This window comes from Kribbella sp. ALI-6-A (assembly GCF_001984195.1).
GTDB lineage: Bacteria > Actinomycetota > Actinomycetes > Propionibacteriales > Kribbellaceae > Kribbella.
Window position 1 is genome coordinate 563,089 of record NZ_MTQN01000010.1, and the last position, 21,298, is coordinate 584,386.

Genomic DNA, 21,298 nt, shown 5'->3' on the forward strand with positions numbered 1-21,298 from the left:
TGCTCGGGCAGGACGTGCTGACCTACCGGAAGGCCTGAAAAACCTTTGCGCAAACGGTTTTCCGGCTCGCATCCTGGAGGCAGTTGAATCACCTCCTAGGGGAGCCGCCCGGACAGGGCGGGCGGCTCCTCGACTTCTTCGCCCGCGAGCGTGAGCTGCGCCACGGGCGTCCGGGTCGCTCCGGTCGGCCCCGTACGATGGGGGCGTGACTGCCCAGCCTGAGATCAGTGGTTCGACCGCCGTGAAGACCAAGCGGGTGCTGCTCGCCGCGCCGCGGGGGTACTGCGCCGGCGTGGACCGGGCGGTGGTCGCGGTGGAGAAGGCCCTCGACCTGTACGGCCCGCCGGTCTACGTGCGCAAGGAGATCGTGCACAACAAGCACGTCGTCCAGACGCTGCAGGCGCGCGGCGCGATCTTCGTCGACGAGACCGACGAGGTGCCCGAGGGCGAGACGGTGATCTTCTCCGCGCACGGCGTCGCCCCGGTCGTGCACCAGGAGGCGGCCGCGCGGCAGCTCAAGACGATCGACGCGACCTGCCCGCTGGTGACGAAGGTGCACCACGAGGCGAAGCGGTTCGCCGCCACCGACTACGACATCCTGCTGATCGGCCACGAGGGTCACGAAGAGGTCATCGGCACCAGCGGCGAGGCGCCGGATCACATCCACCTGGTCGACGGGCCGAGCGACGTACCGAACGTCGAGGTCCGTGACCCCGACAAGGTCGTCTGGCTGTCGCAGACCACGCTGTCGGTGGACGAGACGATGGAGACCGTACGCCGGCTGCGCGAGCGGTTCCCGAACCTGCAGGACCCGCCGAGCGACGACATCTGCTACGCCACCCAGAACCGCCAGGCCGCGGTGAAGAAGCTGGCGCCCGAGGCCGACCTGATGATCGTCGTCGGCTCCCGCAACTCGTCGAACTCGGTCCGCCTGGTCGAGGTCGCCGTCGAGCACGGCGCCAAGGCCGGCTACCTGGTCGACTACGCCGACGAGATCGACGAGGCCTGGCTGGAGGGCGTCGACTCGGTCGGCGTGACCAGCGGCGCGAGCGTCCCGGAGATCCTGGTCCGCGACGTGATCGACTGGCTGGCCGCCCGTGGCTACGGCGAAGTACAGGAGATCAGCACCGCGGAGGAGAGCCTGGTTTTCGCCCTCCCCCGCGAGCTGCGGACCGACCTCAAGGCCGCCGGCATGGCGACCACGGGCACGTCCGACCACGCCTGAGCGGCACTACGGCTTCGGTGAGGCCGGCGGTGCGGTGACGGTGATGTCCGTCGAGCGGGTCAGCTTCTTCGGGCCCGTCGGCGTGCAGTAGGTGGCGCTGTAGGTGAGCTTGTAGGTCCCCGCCTTGGCGTACCGGTGGCCCAACGGCCGGTTACCGCCGCCGCTGACCTTCTTCATGGTGGCGGGTTGGTCCGGTTGCGGGCAGAACACTCCGCCGAACCAGTCGTCCTCCACATGGGTGCCGTCACCCCACCAGAACTCGGAGTACAGCAGGTTGTCCTGGAACTTGCTGCTGCTGAGCACGCCACCTTCTTCGAACGTCGGCGCCAGCACACTGCCCGACGCGACGAGGATGAGCGAGACGTTCAAGCTGTTCGCGGGATCCGGGTCGGGCTCCGTCAAGGTCTCGAAGCGGAACGCCAGCCGGTACGGACCAGGCGGCGCGGCGATGCCCGTGGTGACCGGTGACGTCGGTTTGTCCGTGTTCGGCGGCGGGGACGACGACGTGGTGGTGCTCGTCGGTGGGGTGTCGGACTCCTGCCCGCCCGGCGCCAGTGTGCTCGCCGACGCTCCGATCGACGTCTTCGTCGGCGTGTGGGTCGGCGTTGCCGTCGGTGGTCCGGTGATGACCGGGGTCGGGCCGTTCGGGGTGTGCGTGACCGGCGGTGCGGAGTCGATGCCGGTCAGGTTGCCGGCGGCCAGCGCGATCGTGGCGACGGCGGTGGTGGCCAGACCGGCGACCAGGCCGGTCGTCCGGCGGCGGCGTACGGTCTTGATCCGGGCGAAGACGGCGTCGCTGGGCAGGCCGTCGGGTTCGGGGGCGTCCTGGACGAGGGCCTGGAACTTGGCCTTCAGTTCATCGGTCATAGGTCAGCCCTCCAGTCGGGCGGGGGGCGGGTGTCAGGGGATCGGACTCGGAAAGCAGTTGGTGTTCGCGGAGCTTGGCCAGCCCGCGCGACACGGTGCTCTTCACCGTGCCGACCGAGCAGCCCATGATCTTCGCGACCTCGGCGTCGGGCAGATCCTCGAAGAACCGCAGGGCCAGCGCCGCCCGGGTCCGGCGGGGCAGGGTGGCCAGCGCGCGGAGCAGCCGGTCGCGTTCGTCGATGGTGCCGAACTCCGACGGGGCGGTCGGTTCGGGCAGTGTCTCGGTCGGGGTCTCACCCTTCCATTTGCGCCGCCACCACTGCGTGCTGGTGTTCACCATCACCGTGCGGGTGTAGCTCTCCAGGGCGTTGCCGCTGCGCAGCGACTTGCGGTGGAACCACACCTTGGTCAGCGAGGTCTGGACCAGGTCCTCGGCCAGGTGCCACTCGCCGGTGAGCAGGTAGCCGAACCGCTGGAGCGCGGTGAACCGCCCGTTCACGAACTCGGCGAACTCCTCGTCAAGCCCTGGATCCATCCCGTTGTCCCCTGCCCCCAGCCGTCGGCGCCGGCGGTGGCCGACCTTTCAGCAGTGTGATGGCCGGGCGGGTGCGAAAGGTTGAGTGATCACAGGAATTGCTCGAACTGACGCAGAACGACGACCCAGCCGGTGTCGTAGTTCTCGCGCGCCGCGGCGCCGTCCGGGCGGCGTTCCCAGCCGGTGTGGGTGAGTTCGACCTCGGTCCCGTCGCCGAGCGCGGTGAACCGGACCGTGACGTGACCGGCCTGCGCCGGGTCGGTGCCGGGGTGCCAGCTGAAGCTGACCGTGTGTGGCGGGTCCCAGTCGGACACCGTGCCCCAGGAGCCGACCGGCCCGTCGGCGTCGTACTCGATGATCTGGCCGCCAACCGCGCCGTCGAGCCGTACGTCGGTCGCCTGCTCGCGGGCCACCGAGTGGGTGGCGAGCGGCCACCACCGGCCGAGCTCCGCCGTGAACAGCGTGAACGCCCGGTCCGGTGTCGTCGGCACGACCACCGTCTTCTCCAGCGGCGCGAGTCCTTGCTCGATGCTCATGACCGTCCCCTGTCGTCTGCCTCGGTACGCCGTACGTGGTCGGCGAACGCGTCGAGGGCCTCGGTCCAGAACTGGTCGATCCACTGCCGTACGGCGTCCAGCCCGGCCGGGTCGACCCGGTAGATGTTGCTGGTGCCGCGCGGCTCGTGCTCGACGAGTCCGGCCCGGCCGAGCACCTTGAGGTGCTGGGAGATCGCCGGGCGGCTGACCGGAACCTGCCCGGCCAACTTGGTCACCGAACTCGGCCCGGACCGCCGGAGCGTTTCCAGGATCGCCCGCCGGGTCGGGTCGCCGAGCGCGTCCAGCACTGGAGCGGCTGCCTCGAGTGTTCCGTAAGTCCCCACGAACGGTAAGTTGCCACTAACCAATGGTGGAGTCAAGAGGATGCGAACGTCCACCACTCACCAAGGACCTCGCTGGGGGTGACGCGAGGCGTATTCACGCTCGCGGGTGTGGGGAAGTTCGGGGTTGATGAGTAGTGGGTGTCCGCCGTCGCCTCCGCGTCCTCTCACGAAAGGACCCCGGGTCCCGCCGCGGCAGCTGCGGTGGGACCCGGGGGATCGAGGGTGGATCAGTTGAACGGATCGAGCGTGATGCCGGCCTGCTGCGGGTTGCCGTCGTGCACCAGCGACTCGTGCGCGCCGACGTCGTCGAACGCGAACCCGTACGCCTTGCCGTCGGCCATCTGCTCGTGCACCAGGCGCGAGTAGTGGTTGGTGACGTTGTCGCGGTAGAAGTTCGCGTTGTTCGCGTCCGGCTGGTTGGGGTTGATCAGCAGCGTGGACCGGTTGAATCCGGCGCACAGCGTGCGCGAGATCGGTCCGCGGACCAGGTCGTTCGGCGCGTCGAGCAGACCGGCGCAGCCGAAGATGCTGGCCGAGTTCGGCTTCTGGAACGACGTCACCACCTGGCCGGAGGTGTTGGTGAAGTTCATCGTGTTGCCCGAGACCCGGCCGAAGTACTTGATGTTCGGCTGGTCGGTGAACGGCGTCACGGTGAGCGTCTCGGTGCTGTACTTCGACCAGACCCGGTTGACGTAGTCGTCCATCACCGAGCCCGGCAGCGCACCGGTCTCGACGCCGTACGACGGAGCGAGCGCCCGCAGTACCGAGCCGTCGGGAGCCGTCTTGATCAGGTTCGACCAGCCGCCGCCCTGGTTGCGCAGCGCGTTGAAAAAGGCGTTGTACCCGCCGGGCTTCAGGTGCCCGGTCGTTTTCGTGCCGGCCGCGGACTGCACGCTGACGGCGTACGGCGCGGAGAACATGTCGACCTGCGTGCTGTTGATCCACAGGCCGGAGTCGTTCAGCGTGTACTCGGTCCAGTTGAACAGGATGTTGGCGTTGGGGTCGCTCGGGTTCTGGACCGCGGGCTGTACCAGGCCGCCGGTGGTCAGCTTGAAGACCAGTTTCTGGCCGTAGGAGAAGTAGACCCGGCCGGAGAACTTCGGCATCTGGATCGTGATCGATTGCCCGTTGGCAGGTCCGGCGATCGAGGCGTCCGGCGCGGGGGTCGGCGGGTTGCCGCCGGCCGGCCAGGCGTGGAACGTGCCGTTCGCGTCGGCCCAGCCCTGCTGGCCGGTCGCGAGGTTCGTGCCGAGGTTGTAGATGTAGATCGCGTCGCCGCGACCCGAGTTGTTGGTGATCTTCAGCGGAATGGTCGCCGGGACCGCTTCGGCGGGCGCCGAGACGGTGGCGGTGAGTCCGGCCGCGATGGTGGCCGCGGCGGCGAGCACCGCGAGCAGTTTCGGTTTGATGCGCACAACTCCTCCTCAGGTCTGTCCCAGTGCGAGAGAAGGTGGAGCACCGGCCGGTCGATGGACGGCTGCGTTACCAGGGCACAGCCGCGCCGGACCACGCGCAGAAACACCGGTGCTCGCAGGCCCGTGCGGTGAGGGACGGTGGACCACCGAACGGGTGAGAGCGCTCTCATCGTTGGACAGCGGTGCATCGATGTCAATGCCGAACCGCAGACAGTTTTCGTTAAGTCGGCACTGACCGCTGATCGGTCGTCACTGTGCGTGCGGGGGATCTGGCCTCCGCCGGCACAGCTTGCTGGACCTGTCAGCGGATTGCGCGCACCACGGAATCAGCCGGTCTGGGAGTCCATACCCGGCAGCGGCGGCGGCGCGTCCCGGCGGGTGCGGTCGACGGGTTGGGTGGGGACCCAGCGGCGGGTCGGGTCGTCGGGGGTGGTCTCGTCGAGCGCGAGCAGTTCGGGCGCCGCCAACGGACGCACGGAGGCTTCGATGGTTTCCATCGCTTCCAGCTCGGCCTCGGTGACGTGCAGGTCGCGGAGCTTGCGGGCGGTGATGAAGACCCGGCTCTCGAACGAGCCGACGGTCCGGTTGTACGCGTCGACCGCCGAGGTGAGCGACCGGCCGACCCGGCCGAGATGGTCGCCCATCGTGCTGAGCCGCTCGTACAGCTCGCGGCCGAGCTCGAAGACCTGCTGGGCCGACTCGGTCAGGGCCGACTGGTTCCACGCGTACGCCGCGGCGCGCAGGGTCGCGATCAGGGTCGTCGGCGTCGCCAGGATCACCCGGCGTTCGGCGGCGTACTCGAGCAGGCTGGGCTCGACGTCGAGCGCGGCGGACAGGAAGGACTCGCCGGGCACGAACAGGATGACGAACTCCGGCGTGGACGGCAGGCGCGACCAGTACGCCTTGGCGGAGAGCTGGTCGACATGGGTGCGCAGATGGCGGGCGTGGGCCCGCAGCCGCTCCTCACGGAAGTCCGCGTCGTCGCTCTCGGCCGCCTCCAGGAACGCGGCCAGCGGCACCTTCGAATCGACGACCAGATTCTTGCCCTCGGCAAGTCTCACCACGAGGTCGGGCCGGAGCAGTCCGTCGTCGGTGACCGTCGAGGTCTGCTCGGTGAAGTCGCAGTGCGCCACCATGCCGGCCAGCTCGACGGTACGCCGCAGATGCAGCTCGCCCCACCGGCCGCGGACCTGCGGCTTGCGTAGCGCGGTGGACAGCGACGCGGTCTCCCGCCGCAGCGCCTCACCGCTCATGCGGACTTCGTTGACCTGCTGGTGCAACTGGGACTGCCAGGCCGCGCGGCCCTTCTCCAGCTGGCTCAGCTCGGCGTGCAACCGGTCCAGCGCCTCCTTGACGACGGCCTGGCCGGACATCTGCTGACCGACCGAGTGCCGCTCCTGGGTCAGCTCGACCACCCGGTCCTCGGCCGCGTCGCGCTCGGCGGTGATCCGCGCCAGCTCGGCGCCGTCCCGGCCGCGTGACCAGAGCACGCCGAAACCTGCCCCGAGCAACAACCCGATGACGAGGAACAGCAGCACCAAGAGCAACGTCGTACCGGTCATGCCACAGACAGTGACACACGCCGCCGACAATTTCTGTCAGCAGTCCATCGCGGGGAAGGTGTAGCCCTGGGCCTTGAGCAACGGGAGGACCTTGTCCAGAGCCGCGACGGTCTGGGCGCGATCGCCGCCGCCGTCGTGCAGCAGGACGATGTTGTGGCGGTGCGCGTGGGTCAAGATGTTGTTCGCGATCGCGTTGACGCCCGGCTTGGCCCAGTCCCGCGGATCGACGTCCCAGAGCACCTGGGCCATCCCGGCGGCCTTGATCTCCGCGCGCACCTTCGCGTTCGTCGCGCCGTACGGCGGCCGGAAGCACTTGGACCGCGGACCGTCGAAGATCTCGTGGTGCCGCTTGGCCGCGGACAGCGCGGTGAGTTGCGGGTGGGTGATCGAGTGACTGCCGATGGTGTTGCCGTCGGCAAGGATCTGCGCGCGCAGTCCGGGGTGCTCGGCCTGGTTGCCGCCGAGCTGGAAGAAGGTCGCGTGGGCGCCGTGTTTCTTCAGCACCTGCAGGACTTTCGGCGTCCAGACCGGGTCCGGGCCGTCGTCGAAGCTGAAGAAGAGCACCTTCTTGTTGCCGGCGACAAGCGCTGCGGTCGGGTCGGCGACCGGCGTACCGGGCGTGTGGTCGGCAGTCTTCGGCGGCGTCGTGGTCGGCGTGACGAGCGGCGGCGCCGAGCCCGTCGTACTGCTGGAGGCGGCGGTCGGTTTGGGTGCAGCGGAATGTCCCAGTGCGACGGCGAACAGGCCGCCGAGTACCAGTACTGCGGCAGCGGCGGTGCCGAAAACGGCAGCAAGCTTTCGGGACATGATGCTCCCTCACGAATCAGGCGGATGGTCCCCAGTCGCTCCCCCTCAGGAGCTTCACCAGGGAGACGCGTCGATCGCCGCGGTGGTTGGCCTGCGCCGTGTTGCAAGGAGGTCTCGGTCGCTTCCGCGTCAAGCAACAACGGTGTGGTCACGCTTGGGCCGGATCGCTTGCCGCCTCGCCGGTGGGCCGGGTAGATCAACGGACAAGCGAGGGGAGACGCGATGAACGTCAAGGTGGTCTTCGAGACCGAGCGGCTGGTGGTCCGTGACTGGGTCGACTCCGACGGTGACCGGGTCTTCGACATCTACCGGCGCTGGGAGGTCTCGCGGTGGCTCGGCGCGACCCCGCGCGCGATGACGGACCGGGACGCGGCGACCCGGACGATCGAACGGTGGAACGCGCGCAACACCGATCCCGTGCACGGCGTGTGGGCGGTGGAGGAGAAGGCGACGGGAACGGTCGCGGGGACGGTGCTGCTGGTGCCGCTGCCGGAGCCGTCGGACGGCGGGCCGGCGCGGGGTGAGGTCGAGGTCGGGTGGCATTTTCATCCGGACGCGTGGGGGCGTGGGCTGGCGACGGAGTCGGCGCGGGGTGCGATCGCGCATGGGTTCAAGACGGGGGTGGGGGAGATCTACGCGGTCGTCCGGCCGGGCAACCAGGCGTCGCTCGCGGTCTGCCGGCGGCTGGGGATGCGGCCGCTCGGGCTGACGAAGCGGTGGTACGACGCGGAGCTGGAGTCGTTCGTGATCTGAGCCACGGCGTGGGTACGGCGTACGGGTGGGGCGGGGGTGCGGCGTGCGAGGCTGCGGGTACGGCGTACGGAACGGCGCGGCACGGCGTACGGGCTCGGCCGGCGGGCGGCGTACCGGCTGTGGATTGGGGTCCGGCGCGGCGGGCGCGTACCCTTGGCGTCCGTGGCACTCACCATCGGAATCGTCGGGCTCCCCAACGCGGGCAAGTCCACGCTCTTCAACGCGCTGACCAAGAACAACGTGCTCGCCGCGAACTACCCGTTCGCGACGATCGAGCCCAACGTCGGCGTGGTGGGGGTGCCGGACGCGCGGCTGGGCAAGCTGGCCGAGATCTTCGGGTCGGCCAAGCAGCTGCCGGCGACCGTGCAGTTCGTGGACATCGCCGGCATCGTGCGCGGCGCATCGGAGGGTGAAGGGCTGGGCAACAAGTTCCTCAGCCACATCCGCGAGTCGGACGCGATCTGCCAGGTCACCCGGGTGTTCCGCGACGACGACGTCACCCACGTCGACGGCAAGGTCTCGCCGGCCGACGACATCTCCACGATCCAGACCGAGCTGATCCTGGCCGACCTGCAGACCGTCGAGAAGGCGATCCCGCGGCTGGAGAAGGAGTCCCGGCTGAAGAAGGAGAGCGTCGCTGTCCTGGAGGCGGTCCGCGAGGCGCAGAAGCACCTCGAGGCCGGTACGCCGATCATCGCCACTGACGTGGACCGCGACGCGATCCGCGAGCTGATGCTGATGACCGCCAAGCCGTACCTGTTCGTCTTCAACTGCGACGCCGACGAACTGGCCGACGAGTCGCTCAAGCAGCAGATGCGCGACCTGGTCGCGCCGGCCGAGGCGATCTTCCTGGACGCCAAGTTCGAGGCCGAACTGGTCGAACTCGGCGACGAGGACGAGGCCCGCGAGATGCTCGCCGAGATGGGCGTCGAGGAGCCGGGTCTGGACGTGCTGGCCCGGGTCGGTTTCGAGACCCTGGGCCTGCAGACGTACCTGACCGCGGGCCCCAAGGAGTCCCGCGCCTGGACGATCAAGAAGGGCGCCACCGCCCCCGAGGCCGCCGGCGTCATCCACACCGACTTCCAGCGCGGCTTCATCAAGGCCGAGATCGTCTCCTACGACGACCTCGTCGAGGCCGGCTCGATGGCCGCCGCCAAGTCCGCCGGCAAGGTCCGGATGGAAGGCAAGGACTACATCATGGCCGACGGCGACGTGGTCGAGTTCCGCTTCAACGTCTGAGCGGGTCGAACCACATGGCCCGGCGGTTGATGTTCGTCCAGCTGAAATCGGGCTACGACATCGACCGCGGACCGTCCTGGATCGCTTGGCTGGACTTCAACAAGACGTGAAGACGGCGCGGGTCCACGGTCCGGAGCTGAGGCGGTTCCAGGGGTTCGACGCCAACTGGGTGCGGGTCCGCCGGGCGGGCTCCTCCGCGGGTGCTTCTACGACGTCGTGACGGGCGAGTGGTTCTGGTTGTCAGGACCGAAGCGCGACCGCACGGACCTCCGGTATGCGCCTGGGCCGCCGCACGTCGACGAAGATGCTCGTGAGGTCTATGAGGCGTTCCTGGATGGAGCACCGCTCCCGGGCCGGGAGGATGGATAACGCCATGGTGGAGTTCCGGTTCAACGCCTGACTCAGCGGTAGGCGGCGATGTAGTGGAGCTCCGCTCAACTGGGAGTCGTGCCGGTTCACCTGACAACCGGTGGCTGACTCTAGGCTGGCCGAATGATCCAGGCGATTGCCAACGACTCCGTGCGCTGGACGGACCTGCGGTCGGTCGACATGCCGGTCCTGCGGAGCTTCGTGGTCCGCAACGCGGACTCCGGGCAGACCGTGAGCATGACCACCGAGTCCGTGGATGGCCGGTCACGACTGGAGATGACCTACGTGGGGGTGGTCGAACTCCAGGTGTCCTGGCCCGAATTCCCCGTTCCCGCGCAGTTGGACGTCGTCGACATCGCCGAGGTCGCTGCGCACCAGTTGGAGAACATCAACTATCGCGTCGCGGAGGGGTCAGGTTTCTTCGCCTTCTGGTGCAGCGATTTCATAGCTGTCGCGATCCGGGACAACTAGCTTCCCGTCGGCATCGGTGAATCTGGATGCCGTGATGAGCCGGAGTTGCGGTGACGGCACCCATCACCTGGTCGGACAGTCGCCGAACTCGGCTTCAATGTCTGACGCCTGGCCCTCTGGGATGCTGTGGTGGCGAGGTCGCTCAGGCAGGCATGTCGACAGTCAGTCCGGCAGCCTGGGCGGCGTCGGCCAGGCGTTTGTCGTACGTGATGAACGACGTGAGCTGTGAGCGGACGCGAAGAGCCGTTGCCAAGTGAATGGCGTCCAGGCTCCGAACCGTCGCCGGCCTCACCGTCTGCGCCAGAATGCGAATCCCGGCGTCCAATTCCACCAACTCGATCAGGTCGAGGACCAGGTGAAGACGCGTGACGGCCGCCGGGGCATGGCGTGCCAGTGCCCGCGACGACTCGATTTCCGCCAGGACAGAACTCGTCCACCCGGTCTCCGCTCGTTCGTCGAGCCAGTGACGTAACGCCTCTGTCTCCGACTCCGCGTGGACGAGCTTCACGATCGCGGCCGAGTCGAGATAGATCACCGGCGGTCGTCCTCGCGGTCGCGGGCGATCTCAGCGGCGATGTCGATGCCGTCCGGTTCGTCGAGCGGCATCCGCAGGACAGCGCGACGCATCGCCGCTGCCCGCTCCTTGCGCAGCGCGGCTTCGAGCACGGCTTGGCGAATCGCGGCTGAGCGGGAGCTGCCGTCATGGGTCAGCACCTCCAAGGCGTGCTCGGTTTCCGAATCGCTGCGGATCGTGATGGTGTCGGCCATACAGTCAGCGTAAGACGCTATGTCTTACGCAACAAGTCCTGAGCCGTCACGTCGAGGCGGTGTTGCTCTGGCGGCGAACGATTTCTGTGATCCACGCGGGCGCGTACGGCGACGTGCAGCCTGGGGGAGTCGGGTAGTCCTTGAGGACCTCGAGGCGTTCGCCGATGGCGAGGGCTCGGGCTCGGTGGTCGGGGTGGTCGATGCCGATCTGGGCGAGGGTGTGGTTCATCGCCCATTGCAGGCGGTCGGGGGCGGTCTTCATCTCCGCCTCGATGACGTCGAGGAGGCCGGGGAGGTCGAGGCCGTCGGGGTTCTTGGTGACGCGTTCGGTGGTGAGGGCCCAGCCGGCGCTGGCGACGACGGGGTCGGGGTCGGCGAGCCAGGTCACGCGGAGGTCTTCGGCGTACGGGGTCTTCTTGACGACGTAGTTCACGAGCCAGTCGTGGACTTTGGGGACGCGCGCCTCGCGGAGCATGGTGTCGAGTTCGTCGAGCTTGAAGTTCTTCGGGCGGCAGACGAGGAGTGCGAGGAGGCGCGCGGCGGTGTCGCCGGTTTTCCAGAGGTCGCGCGAGAGGTCGTGCTGGGTCTTCAGGCGCTTGGCGATCGCGCGCAGCTTGCTGAGGTTCACGCCGTGGTCGTCGCCGTGGCGCTCGTTCACCGCACGCGCTTTCGGGTCTTCGAGCGCGGCGAGTTCGGCCATCAGCTCGGCCACCGTCGTCTCTGCCACCGCAGCCTCCTTTCTCGGGTACGACGGTCAGCCTACGAGTTGCGCGGTCAGTCCAGGTCAAACGTGTCATCGTCGATCAGGCCGGCGATGAAACTGGGGAAGTCAGCGGCGAGCGGGGTGATCTGGTAGTCCCGCTCCTGGTCGACGTGAACAACCGATGGTTCGTCGCCGTGGCGGTAGTCGAGGGCGATCAGGTCGTGGCCGGCTGAGGGGCAGTCGGCGAAGTACAGGCCGATGTCCGGGTAGCCCCACACGGTGATCCAGAAGGTGTTGCCGGCCGGGCCGCAGAGGCTGAACGGGGCCGTCCGGCCGATGGCGGCGATCGAGGTGATGCCGACATGGTCCTCGGCCCAGGTGGTGGGAGTCGGGGCCGGGTGGGCGTTGCGGGCGACGTGGCCGCCGTTGTGCAGACGGGACAAGGCGATGTACGCCGGGGGAAGGCGGAGGCCGAGCTCGGCCTCGATCGAGGCGATCAACGCATCGGTGGGTGGGGGCTCGAAGGCGGGAGCGTCGGTGAACGGGGACGGAAGCCTCGGCATGCGGCGAGGGTAGCGGTCAAGCGGTCGCTCGATTGGGGTGGGGATTGATTGCCGGGGGGTGGGTGTTGGGCCCCGCTGATATTGGTTGGCGCGGGGACCGTCACACTTGGTTAGCTAGAGGCGTACGCCTGACGGTTTGTTAAGGAGACGGTATGAGCGACAAGCCCAGCAAGCCGGCGCAGGACGATCTGCAGAAGAAGTTCCGCGAGGCGCTCGCGAAGAAGAACGCCACCCACGAGTCGCACCCGGGCAGTGGCCCGCGGCACGAGGGTGTCGGCGAGGCGCACAACGACAAGCAGAAGCGCCAGTTCCGGCGCAAGTCCGGCAGCTGATTCCGCCGCCCATCCATCCATCTGAGCCCCGGGTTGCCGCCCGGGGCTCGAGTTTTTTGGGGGCTGGGACTGCCGAGCATCGAGTCCCGGGCGCCGGTGTGCCGGACCTCCTCCACCGACCAACCTGCTGAAACCACCCCGGCACGAGCACGTCGGAGCGTGGGTTGCATCGGCCGCGACACGTTGGTCGGTGGTGCACGTCGGCCGATGAGTAGAAGGCCACGCGTCGACCTACGAACATGGAGATCGAGCGCCCGGGGGGCGCCGACCGCCGGCCGCCGGGACCGCCGAGGACGGGCTGCCGAGCGCTGAGCGACGACGGCCGATACCGCCGAGGACGAGCAGCCGATCACCGACCGCCCAGAACCTCGAGCGCGAAGCGCCAAGACAAGGCGGGAGCCGCGACCCCGCCGTCCAAGGGGGTCGCGGCTCCGCGGATCCAGGGGACGACTGATGCCCCCATCGTCGTACCCCGGATCGGTTAGGGAGCCCGGCGGACCAGCGGCCGGGGGTGGGCGAGGTTGGCCTCGATCTCGCCGGACGGGGAGCAGAAGTACGCAGTCACGAGTTCTCCTGGGGAACCACCTGCGCCCGAGGTGGTCCGACGTGGGCGGGTCGGCGGGGCGCTCTTCCATTGACGCCGACTTTTTTCACGTCGTAAACCGTTGTGGTCGAGCTGTGATGAGACCTGGAAATTATGACAATCGGGATTGACTGTCACTTTTGACGGCTCTTGGATCACATTCTGAAAGAAGCTCAGTTTCCGAGAAGTCACAGTAGGTCGGCGAGGAAATGGCCGGCCCTCACAGCGCCGTCGGTCGGGACCGGGAGGTAGTCGACCGGATCGGTGAGCGCCTTCGCGACGGCTTCGGCGAGGCGGTCGGGGTCGGCTGCCTCGGAGTAGTCGAGGCGGTGGCCGGCGCGGTGGCGGTCGAGGCGGGCGGTGACGTGGAAGTTCTGCTCGAAGTGGTGCTGGAGTGGGATGTAGACGAACGGGACGCGCTGGGCGGTCAGTTCCATACAGGTGGTCAGGCCGCCCTGGGTGATCGCGACGTCGGCCTTGCCGAGTTCGAGGTGGAGGTCGGGGAGGTAGCCGTGCAGCCGTACGCCGGGCGGGTGCGGTAGCGACGACGGGTCGATGCGCGGGCCGGTGACGACGTCGAACTCGATGCCTGGGATCAGGCGCCGGATCGCCGGTACGGCGTCGAGGACCCGGTGCAACAAGCTGACGCCGACGCCCGAACCGCCGACCGTCACCAGGCAGCGCGGTGGTGACGCAGCCGACCGCGAGCCGATCGGCGCGAACCCCGTGATGTACCCCGTGAACATATAGTTCTGCCGAGTCCACTCGCGAATCCCCGGCAGCCCCGGCCCGAAAGACTCCTCGACCACATCCTCGGGATCACCCACGAACAACGAGCAATCCCGCAACCGCCGATAACGCGACCGTTGCGTCAGCATCTCCGCGTTGTAGTCCGCCGTCAGTGCAGCCTCATCAGGCCCGCCGTCCGGCATCGGCAACCAGCCGACGAAGTCGGTCAGCCAGGCGTAAGCAAAGCGTTTCAGCTCAGGGTTCTCGTGCAGGAAGTAGTCGACCTCCCACGCCTCGTCGCCGATCACCAGGTCGTAGTGCCGGTCCTCGACCACGTCGCTGAAGGTGAGGAAGTTCGCGACCAGGATCTCGTCCATCCGCCGGAGCGCCTGAAAGGCGTGCAAGTCGTGCTCGCCCGCCTCGTGTTCCACATGCGCCGACTCACTGAGCAACCAGTCCGACGCCGGGTGCACGGCCTCACCCGCGTCCGCCAGCACGCGCGTCACAGGATGCTGCGCGAGCCACTCGATCTCCACCTCCGGATATAGCGAGCGCAACTCCCGCGCGATCGCGAGATCTCGCCGAGCATGGCCGAGCCCGATCGGCGACGAGAGATAGAGCACCCGCCGAGTCCGACGAGCGGCCCGCACCCACGTACGACGTACCGGTTGCGGCATCACCTGCGAGGCGAACTGACGCAGCAGGTGATTGACGACCACCGGATCGCGCGCCTGCGGCGCGTGCCCGCCGCCCACGACCGTGACAAGCGATCCACCTGTCAGCTCAGCAAGCCGGGCCCCCTCCGCCGGCGGGCGGATCTGATCGTCCGATCCGTGCACGACCAGCACCGGACACGACACCTCGGCGAAGCGTGCCGGGTCCAGGTGCTGCGAGCGCGCGGCCTCGGTGTCGGCCAGCAGCGACGGGCTGATCTCGTGCCCCCACCCGATCGCGTCCTCGACCTGCTTGCTGGAGTGCGGTTCCGGGAACATCCGCCCGAAAAAGAACGCCAGGAAGTCGTCGTACCCGCCCTCGAGCCAGTAGTACCTGTTGTACTTCGCCCATCCCTCGCTCGTCGCATGCCGCTCGTCCCAGGTCCACCGGGTGCGTTCCTCGAGCATCGGCGTCAGCCTGGTCGCCGAGCCGATACAGACCACGCCCAGCACCCGCGACGGCTGCCGCAGCGCGACCTCCAGCGCCCACGGACAGCCGCGGGAGAACCCGACCAGCACGCAGTACGGCGTACTGGTCGCGTCCAGCACCGCGATCGTGTCGGCGACGTACTCCGCGTCCGTGTACGCCGCCGCGCCGGCCGGGCGGTCCGACGTGCCCGAGCCGCGGCCGTCGAAGCTGATCACCCGGAAATGCCTGGCCAGATAGGGGATCTGGGCCTTCCAGACCCGCGAGGGCACGATCGACCAGGTCGGCAGCAGGACCAGCGTCGGGCCCTCGCCGTCCACGCGGTAGTGGATCGTCACGCCGTTGCGGGTGACCGTGCCCTCCATGCTGATCACTGTCTCAGGGGCGAACTTCGTAGACCAGGTTGAACGGCGTCTGCGCCGCGACCCGGAACCGGGTGAAACCGGCCGCGGTCGTCACGTCCCGGATCCGCGCCGGACCGGCCTGGGTGCCGAGCCCGAGCCCGACCTCCTGCGACAGCGACGCCGGCGTGCACAGCAGCGTGGAGAAGCCGTAGTACGCGCGCCCGACCGGGTTCAGGTTGTCCTCGACGTGGTCGCCGGCCATCGGCTCGACCACCATCCAGGTGCCGTCGGGGGCGAGCGACTCGCGCACCCGGCGGGCGGCGCCGACCGGGTCGCCCATGTCGTGCAGGGCGTCGAAGGTCGTCACCAGGTCGTAGTTCTCACCGCCGTACGACGTGGCGCCGGCCACCTCGAACTCGGCCTCGACGCCCGCGTCGGCGGCCCGCTGCCGGGCAGTCGCGATCGACTCGGGATGGTAGTCGGAGCCGCGGAAGGTGGACCGCGGGAACGCCTGGGCCATCAGGATCGTGGAGGCGCCGTGGCCGCAGCCGATGTCGGCGACCTTCGCTCCACGCTGCAGCTTGGCCACGACGCCGTCGAGCGCGGGCAGCCAGCTGTCGACGAGGTTCGCGTGGTAGCTGGGGCGGAAGAAGCGCTCGCAGCCGAGGTGGACGTCCGCGTCGTGCTCGTGCCAGCCGATGCCGGCGCCGCTGCGGGCCGCGTCGACCATCCGGTCGGTGTCCTGGACGGTGCCGAGCGCGATCTGGAAGAAGCCGGGCAGGAACGCCGGGCTGTTCTCGTCGGTGAGCGCGACGGTCTGCTCGGGCGGCAGCGTGTACCGCCCGGTAGCCGGGTCGTAGGTGACGAAACCGCCGGCTGCTTGGGCGTTGAGCCACTCGCGGACGTAGCGCTCGTGGGTGCCGGTGCGGTCGGCCAGCTCGGCCGGGGTGAGCCCGCCGGCGCCGGCCAGCGTGCGGTAGTAGCCGAGCTTGTCGCCCATCACGACGAGCGCCGCGTTGAGTGTCGCGCCGACCTCGCCGACGGCCTGGAACACGAACTGCATGAGCTTGTCGCCGTCGACGGTGACGGGCTGGTCGATGGTGGTCATGGTTTCCCCTCCCTGGGATTGCTGTCCTCGCTGACGCTAGGAGCGGGCGATCGGGCATCGCATCAGGTGGGCCCCCTGGTCCCGGGGTTCTAGACTCCGAAGATGCTGATCGGGCGGGAGGCCGAGCGGCGGGCGATCGGGCAGTTGGTCGCGGGGGCGCGGGTGGGCACCAGTGGAGTGCTGCTGATCACCGGGGAGCCGGGGATCGGCAAGACCGCCCTCCTGGACCAGGCCGCGGCCGAGTCCGCCGGCCTCCGCCTGCTTCGGGCGAGCGGAACCGAGACCGAACACGAGGTTCCGTTCGGTGGTTTGCTGCAGTTGCTCCGTCCGGCGCTGGGTGAGCTGGACCGGATCCCTTCACCACAACGGGATGCGCTGGCCGCGGCATTGGCCCTCACCACCACCACTGATCCCGCCGGACGGTTCGCCGTCGGCGCGGCGACGCTCAGCCTGTTGTGCCGGTACGCCGAACAAGCACCCGTGGCGGTCCTGGTCGACGACGCGCAGTGGATCGACCGGCCGTCGGCGGAGGCGTTGGTGTTCGCGGCCCGGCGGTTGGTGGCGGATCCGATCGTGCTGCTGGTGGCGGCGCGCGCCGGGGAGTCGCATCCGTTGGCCGAGGCGGACCTGCCGCTGCTGCGGCTCGACGGACTCGGGCTCGACGACGCGCGCGAGCTGGTCGGCCGGCGTGCGACGGATGTGGCGCAGGTGCATCGGATGGTGGCCGGGAACCCACTGGCTCTGCTGGAACTGACCCGCGATCCGAACAGGCTGCAGCGCGTCCCGCCCGGCGCCCCGATTCCCGTGCCGCGCCTGCTGGCCGAGGCCTTCGCCGCGCAGGCGCACCGCTTGAGCGAGTCGGCCCGCATCGCCTTGCTGGTGGCGGCTTCCGACGACGGCGAGCTCGGTGTGGTCGCCCGCGTGTGCGAGCAGTTCGGCGTGGACGTCAACGCGTTGGGTGAGGCGGAGGAGGCCGGGCTCGTCCGGATCGTCGACGGGCGGGTGGAGTTCCGGCATCCGTTGGTTCGCTCGTCCGTGTACGCCGACGCGGCACCGGCCGTACGCCGTACTGTCCACCAGGCGATCGCCGGTGTGCTGGCCGACCACGACCGGCGGATCTGGCATCTGTCCGAAGCCGTGCTCGGGTCGGACGGCGATGTCGCGGCAGGACTGGAGGCTGTCGCCGGGCACGCGGTCGAGCGGGGTGCGCACGCGGTCGCGGCGACGGCGTTGGAGCGAGCGGCACGGCTGACCGACGATACGTCCGAGCAAGGTCGCCGATTGGTCGCGGCGGGGGAGGCGGCCTGGTTCGCCGGCTTGCCCGACCGGGCAGAGGAACTGCTCGTGGACGCGCTGCGCCGGGACCTGTCGCCCGCGGTCGGCCTGCGCGCCCAGGAGCTGCGCGGGGACATCGCCGTCAGGTGCGGCTCACCCGGTCAGGCGCGCGACATCCTCCTGGCGGCAGCCGCGAGCGCCGATGACCTGCCGACCCGGATCAGGCTGCTGAGCGACGTTGTGAACGCCTGCTTCCACGTCGGCGACACTGCCACGGCCGTGCAGGTCGCCGAGGATCTCGACGCGATACTGCCGGACGTCGACGTGCCGGAGAGCCGCTTGCTCGGCCTGCTCGCGAGTGGGGTCGCCCGCGTGCTGGCGGGCCGTGGTGGCAGCGACCAGATCCGTACGGCGGTCGCGTTGTCCCGGGCCGCTGGTGCTCTGAAGCTCGAACGACGCCACCAGGTGTGGGTGGTGGTGGCGCCGCTGTTCCTGCGCGAACGCGACGCCGGCCGCGAGGTGATCGAGCAGGTCCTGCGCGACAGCCGGGACGGCGTCGCGCTCGGGTTGCTGCCGGCAGTCCTGTTCCACCTGGCCCGCGACCAGGCGACCACCGATCGCTGGGCCGACGCGGCCACGTCGTACGACGAGGGCATCCGGTTGTCCCGGGAGACCGGTCAGACCACCGAGCTGGCGATCAATCTCGCCGGCCAGGCCTGGTTGTCCGCGCGCCGGGGCCGGGTCGCCGATTGCCACGCCCAGGCCGCCGAGGCGATCACGATCTGCACCGAGCGGGAGATTCGGCTCGGGCTGGCCTGGTCGTCGTTCGCGCTGGGCGATCTGGCGCTGGGGTGTGGTGATCCGGCCGCGGCGGTTGCGCCGTACGAGCGGTTGGTCGAGTTGCTGACGAGCGGCGGCACGCTCGATCCGGATCTGTCGCCCGCGCCGGAGCTCGTCGAGGTCTACCTCCGTCTCGGCCGGACGGATGACGCCGTCAGCACGGCCGACATCTTCGCCGGCCAGGCGGCCAGCAAGGGTCTGCCCTGGTCGCTTGCGCGGGCGGCGCGGGTGCGCGGGCTGGTCGACGCCGACGAGGATGCCTTCACCGAGGCGCTGCGGTTGCACGAGCGGACGCCCGACCTGTTCGAAACCGCCCGGACGCAACTGGTCTACGGCTCCTGGCTTCGGCGGGTACGGCGACGCGTCGACGCGCGGGTCCAGCTGCGCAAGGCCGTGGAGGTGTTCGACCATCTCGGCGCTCCCACCTGGGCCGACCAGGCTGCCGCGGAACTGAACGCCACCGGCGAAACCGCCCGTCGCCGCGAACCCAGTAGCGCCGACGACCTCACGCCGCAGGAACGCCAAGTCGCGCAGCTGCTGGCCGCCGGTCACAGCACTCGCGAAGCCGCCGCCAAACTTTTCCTCAGCCCGAAGACGGTCGAGTACCACCTCCGCAAGGTCTACACGAAGCTCGGCGTCCACAGCCGCGCCGAGCTCGCTGACCAGCTCACGGAGTGAGCAGCTCCAGCCGATCGACCGTCGGCTGCCACGCCGGCAAGTGGTTGGCGGCCTTCCAGTCGAAGACCAGTCGCCGGAGCGGTCGACCCCGCGGAACGTACGGTGGTGAGGTGACTTCGCCATTCACCGAGACCAGCGGTCAGGCTCGCCACAAGGGGTTCGCGGAGCTGGCCGCTCAGGGACCGTTGCAGTACCTGACTTTGTTCACCGGAGTGCCGGTCTGGCTCGTCACCGGGTACGCCGAAGCGCGGGAGTTGCTGGCTCATCCGGACGTCGTCAGGTCGCCGCTGGACGGACCGCACCGCGACCACGTGTTCGACAGCCTGGTCAATTCGATGGACCGGCACATGCTCAGCGCCAATCCGCCCGACCACACCCGGCTGCGCAAGCTCGTGTCGGGAGCGTTCACGCGCCGGCGGATCGAGCTGCTCGAGCCGCGAATCCGCGAGATCGCATCCGGGCTGCTCGACGAGATGGCCGCGGCGGACGGGCCGGTCGACCTGGTCAACGCCTACAGCTATCCACTGCCGATCACCGTCATCTCCGAACTGCTCGGCATCCCGGCCATCCGCCGCGACGACTTCCGCCGCTGGTCCTCGGTGGTGGTGAACGCGTCCGTGCACCCGCCCGAGGTGTACGTCGAGAGCGCGCTCGCGATGGTCGAGTTCATCCATGAGCTGATCGAGGACCGCCGGGTGGTCGCGCCGTCCGACGACCTGCTCTCCGCGCTGATCGCGGCCCGCGACGGCGGCGACCGGCTGAGCACCGACGAGCTCACCTCGATGGTCTTCCTGCTGCTCGCCGCCGGCCACGAGACCACGGTCAGCCTGATCACCAACGGCGTACACGCGCTGCTCACCCACCCCGACCAACTCGCGCTGCTCAAGGCCGAGCCCGAGCGGCTCCCGGCGGCCGTCGAGGAACTGATCCGGTACGACGGCCCGCTGCAGGCCGCGATCCCGTACGTCGCGGCGGCGCCGATCGAGGTCGCCGGGCGGACGATCCGTACCGGCGAGGTGATCGTGTTCGCGCTGACCGCGGCCAACCGTGACGACGCGCGGTTCGGGAACGGAGCCGAGCTCGACATCACCCGGACCGAGAACCAGCACCTCGGCTTCGGACACGGCATCCACCACTGCCTGGGCGCGCCGCTGGCCCGGCTCGAGGGCCGGATCGCGCTCGGCCTGCTGTTCGACCGGTTCCCCGGCCTGCGCCTGGCCGAACCGGGCGCCGATCCGCACCGTCATCCGGGCCTGTTGATGAACGGTATTTCCGAGCTCCCGGTGCTGCTGTGAACAGCGGGTGAATTCCTCGCCGGACGGGCCGAATCACAGCGTTGGGATTGGGATCACCTTGACACCGGATGGCATGCTCGGGGGCGTGACAGAGTTGATGGAGGCCGCCCGAGAGCTGCTCAGCATGGCGATGGCCTCGCATTGGCTGCTGCTCGTCCTGTTCCTCGCGGCGTTGATCGACGCCGTGTTCCCGGTGATCCCGAGCGAGGGACTGATCGTCACCGCCGGGATGGCGGCCGCGGCCGGCCATCAGAACCTGCTGCTCGTGATCGTGCTGGCGATGGTCGGCTCGGTGATCGGCGAGTGCGTCTGCTACTTCCTGGGCCGCGGCTCCGGGCCCGCCCTGCGCCGCTGGATGCGCCGCCGCGACGCGCGGCAGGCGATGTACGAGAAGGTCAGCACGGCGCTGCACACCCGCGGCGGGCTGATCCTGATGACGGTCCGCTACATCCCCGGCGCCCGGATGGTCGCCACGCTGACCGCCGGCGCCACGGCGTACTCGTTCCGCAAGTTCGTGCTGTTCACCGCGGCCGGGGTCACCGTCGCGTACACCTACGTCGCGCTGCTCGGTTACCTCGGCGGTGACGCGTTCGCGCACGACTCGCTGAAGGCGCTCGCGTTCAGCCTGAGCCTGGCCTTCACGATCGGTCTGGTGCTGGAAACGACGCGGCGGATCGTCGCGCGCCGCAAGGCCGTCCGGGTCGCGGCCGAGTAACGAAGTACCGGACGCTTCCGACCCGGCCGCGTGTCTTCGGCCAACCGGATCGCCGGTTCGTGCGTCAGTAGCGGTATGACGGGGGCACACAACTGGGGGACT

Annotated in this window: 21 protein-coding genes; 8 read left to right on the plus strand and 13 right to left on the minus strand. The window is 69.2% G+C overall.

Features of this window, described 5'->3' with window-relative positions:
- The first annotated feature begins 205 nt into the window (after positions 1 to 205).
- The gene (locus tag BWI15_RS17040; RefSeq protein WP_077015385.1) at positions 206 to 1,225 is read left to right on the plus strand and encodes a 4-hydroxy-3-methylbut-2-enyl diphosphate reductase; all 1,020 of its coding nucleotides are present in this window, start codon (positions 206 to 208) and stop codon (positions 1,223 to 1,225) included.
- A 6-nt stretch (positions 1,226 to 1,231) separates the two neighbouring features.
- On the opposite strand, the gene BWI15_RS17045 is transcribed toward BWI15_RS17040, so the two are convergent.
- The 7 genes from BWI15_RS17045 to BWI15_RS17075 all read right to left on the minus strand — a co-directional run bounded on the left by BWI15_RS17045 (position 1,232) and on the right by BWI15_RS17075 (position 7,291).
- Positions 1,232 to 2,092: a hypothetical protein gene (locus BWI15_RS17045; protein WP_077015386.1), complete on the minus strand. Its 861-nt coding sequence runs from the start codon at positions 2,090 to 2,092 to the stop codon at positions 1,232 to 1,234.
- The gene (locus tag BWI15_RS17050) at positions 2,082 to 2,627 is read right to left on the minus strand and encodes a SigE family RNA polymerase sigma factor (RefSeq protein WP_077015387.1); all 546 of its coding nucleotides are present in this window, start codon (positions 2,625 to 2,627) and stop codon (positions 2,082 to 2,084) included. The genes BWI15_RS17045 and BWI15_RS17050 overlap by 11 nt, the downstream gene beginning before the upstream one ends.
- Before the next feature lie 89 nt (positions 2,628 to 2,716).
- A complete protein-coding gene (locus BWI15_RS17055; RefSeq protein ID WP_077015388.1) occupies positions 2,717 to 3,163 on the minus strand; it encodes an SRPBCC domain-containing protein in 447 nt (148 codons plus the stop codon).
- Entirely contained in the window at positions 3,160 to 3,507 is a 348-nt protein-coding gene (locus BWI15_RS17060; RefSeq protein ID WP_077015389.1) for an ArsR/SmtB family transcription factor, read from the minus strand. Before BWI15_RS17060 ends, BWI15_RS17055 begins: the two co-directional genes overlap by 4 nt.
- 227 nt (positions 3,508 to 3,734) lie before the next feature.
- Positions 3,735 to 4,922 carry a glycoside hydrolase family 64 protein gene (locus tag BWI15_RS17065; RefSeq protein WP_077015390.1) on the minus strand — a complete coding sequence of 396 codons (1,188 nt, stop codon included), beginning with the start codon at positions 4,920 to 4,922 and terminating at the stop codon, positions 3,735 to 3,737.
- Positions 4,923 to 5,248: 326 nt separating this feature from the next.
- Entirely contained in the window at positions 5,249 to 6,484 is a 1,236-nt protein-coding gene (locus BWI15_RS17070; protein ID WP_077015391.1) for a DNA recombination protein RmuC, read from the minus strand.
- A gap of 36 nt (positions 6,485 to 6,520) precedes the next feature.
- On the minus strand, positions 6,521 to 7,291 hold the full coding sequence (locus BWI15_RS17075) for a polysaccharide deacetylase family protein (RefSeq protein WP_077015392.1): 771 nt from the start codon (positions 7,289 to 7,291) through the stop codon (positions 6,521 to 6,523).
- A gap of 222 nt (positions 7,292 to 7,513) precedes the next feature.
- Between BWI15_RS17075 and BWI15_RS17080 the strand changes: the two genes are divergently transcribed.
- The 3 genes from BWI15_RS17080 (at position 7,514) to BWI15_RS17095 (ending at position 10,123) form a co-directional block, all read left to right on the plus strand.
- Positions 7,514 to 8,044: a GNAT family N-acetyltransferase gene (locus BWI15_RS17080; protein ID WP_077015393.1), complete on the plus strand. Its 531-nt coding sequence runs from the start codon at positions 7,514 to 7,516 to the stop codon at positions 8,042 to 8,044.
- 162 nt (positions 8,045 to 8,206) lie between these two features.
- The gene (ychF, locus tag BWI15_RS17085; protein ID WP_077016036.1) at positions 8,207 to 9,283 is read left to right on the plus strand and encodes a redox-regulated ATPase YchF; all 1,077 of its coding nucleotides are present in this window, start codon (positions 8,207 to 8,209) and stop codon (positions 9,281 to 9,283) included.
- A gap of 492 nt (positions 9,284 to 9,775) precedes the next feature.
- Positions 9,776 to 10,123 (plus strand): hypothetical protein, encoded by a 348-nt coding sequence (locus tag BWI15_RS17095; protein ID WP_077015394.1) that lies wholly within the window; start codon positions 9,776 to 9,778, stop codon positions 10,121 to 10,123.
- A 142-nt stretch (positions 10,124 to 10,265) separates the two neighbouring features.
- On the opposite strand, the gene BWI15_RS17100 is transcribed toward BWI15_RS17095, so the two are convergent.
- Genes BWI15_RS17100 through BWI15_RS17115 form a run of 4 tightly spaced genes read right to left on the minus strand, consistent with a single transcriptional unit; the run spans position 10,266 to position 12,157 of the window.
- Positions 10,266 to 10,658, minus strand: coding sequence for a type II toxin-antitoxin system VapC family toxin (locus tag BWI15_RS17100; protein WP_077015395.1), 393 nt, complete (start codon positions 10,656 to 10,658; stop codon positions 10,266 to 10,268).
- Positions 10,655 to 10,891, minus strand: a complete 237-nt coding sequence (locus BWI15_RS17105) for a hypothetical protein (RefSeq protein ID WP_077015396.1) — start codon at positions 10,889 to 10,891, stop codon at positions 10,655 to 10,657. The genes BWI15_RS17100 and BWI15_RS17105 overlap by 4 nt, the downstream gene beginning before the upstream one ends.
- 46 nt (positions 10,892 to 10,937) lie before the next feature.
- Positions 10,938 to 11,618 carry a DNA alkylation repair protein gene (locus BWI15_RS17110; protein WP_202817674.1) on the minus strand — a complete coding sequence of 227 codons (681 nt, stop codon included), beginning with the start codon at positions 11,616 to 11,618 and terminating at the stop codon, positions 10,938 to 10,940.
- A gap of 47 nt (positions 11,619 to 11,665) precedes the next feature.
- Positions 11,666 to 12,157, minus strand: coding sequence for an SMI1/KNR4 family protein (locus BWI15_RS17115; protein ID WP_077015397.1), 492 nt, complete (start codon positions 12,155 to 12,157; stop codon positions 11,666 to 11,668).
- Between the two features lie 152 nt (positions 12,158 to 12,309).
- Between BWI15_RS17115 and BWI15_RS17120 the strand changes: the two genes are divergently transcribed.
- On the plus strand, positions 12,310 to 12,489 hold the full coding sequence (locus tag BWI15_RS17120) for a DUF5302 domain-containing protein (protein ID WP_077015398.1): 180 nt from the start codon (positions 12,310 to 12,312) through the stop codon (positions 12,487 to 12,489).
- A gap of 771 nt (positions 12,490 to 13,260) precedes the next feature.
- On the opposite strand, the gene BWI15_RS17125 is transcribed toward BWI15_RS17120, so the two are convergent.
- Entirely contained in the window at positions 13,261 to 15,306 is a 2,046-nt protein-coding gene (locus tag BWI15_RS17125; RefSeq protein WP_077015399.1) for an alpha/beta fold hydrolase, read from the minus strand.
- 13 nt (positions 15,307 to 15,319) lie between these two features.
- Positions 15,320 to 16,393, minus strand: a complete 1,074-nt coding sequence (locus BWI15_RS17130; RefSeq protein ID WP_077015400.1) for a class I SAM-dependent methyltransferase — start codon at positions 16,391 to 16,393, stop codon at positions 15,320 to 15,322.
- A 102-nt stretch (positions 16,394 to 16,495) separates the two neighbouring features.
- Here BWI15_RS17130 and BWI15_RS17135 point away from each other — a divergent pair, with 102 nt between their 5' ends.
- The 3 genes from BWI15_RS17135 (at position 16,496) to BWI15_RS17145 (ending at position 21,196) form a co-directional block, all read left to right on the plus strand.
- A complete protein-coding gene (locus BWI15_RS17135; protein ID WP_077015401.1) occupies positions 16,496 to 19,186 on the plus strand; it encodes an ATP-binding protein in 2,691 nt (896 codons plus the stop codon).
- A 110-nt stretch (positions 19,187 to 19,296) separates the two neighbouring features.
- Entirely contained in the window at positions 19,297 to 20,481 is a 1,185-nt protein-coding gene (locus BWI15_RS17140; RefSeq protein ID WP_077016038.1) for a cytochrome P450 family protein, read from the plus strand.
- 85 nt (positions 20,482 to 20,566) lie between these two features.
- Positions 20,567 to 21,196 carry a DedA family protein gene (locus BWI15_RS17145; protein ID WP_237771314.1) on the plus strand — a complete coding sequence of 210 codons (630 nt, stop codon included), beginning with the start codon at positions 20,567 to 20,569 and terminating at the stop codon, positions 21,194 to 21,196.
- Positions 21,197 to 21,298: the final 102 nt, after the last annotated feature.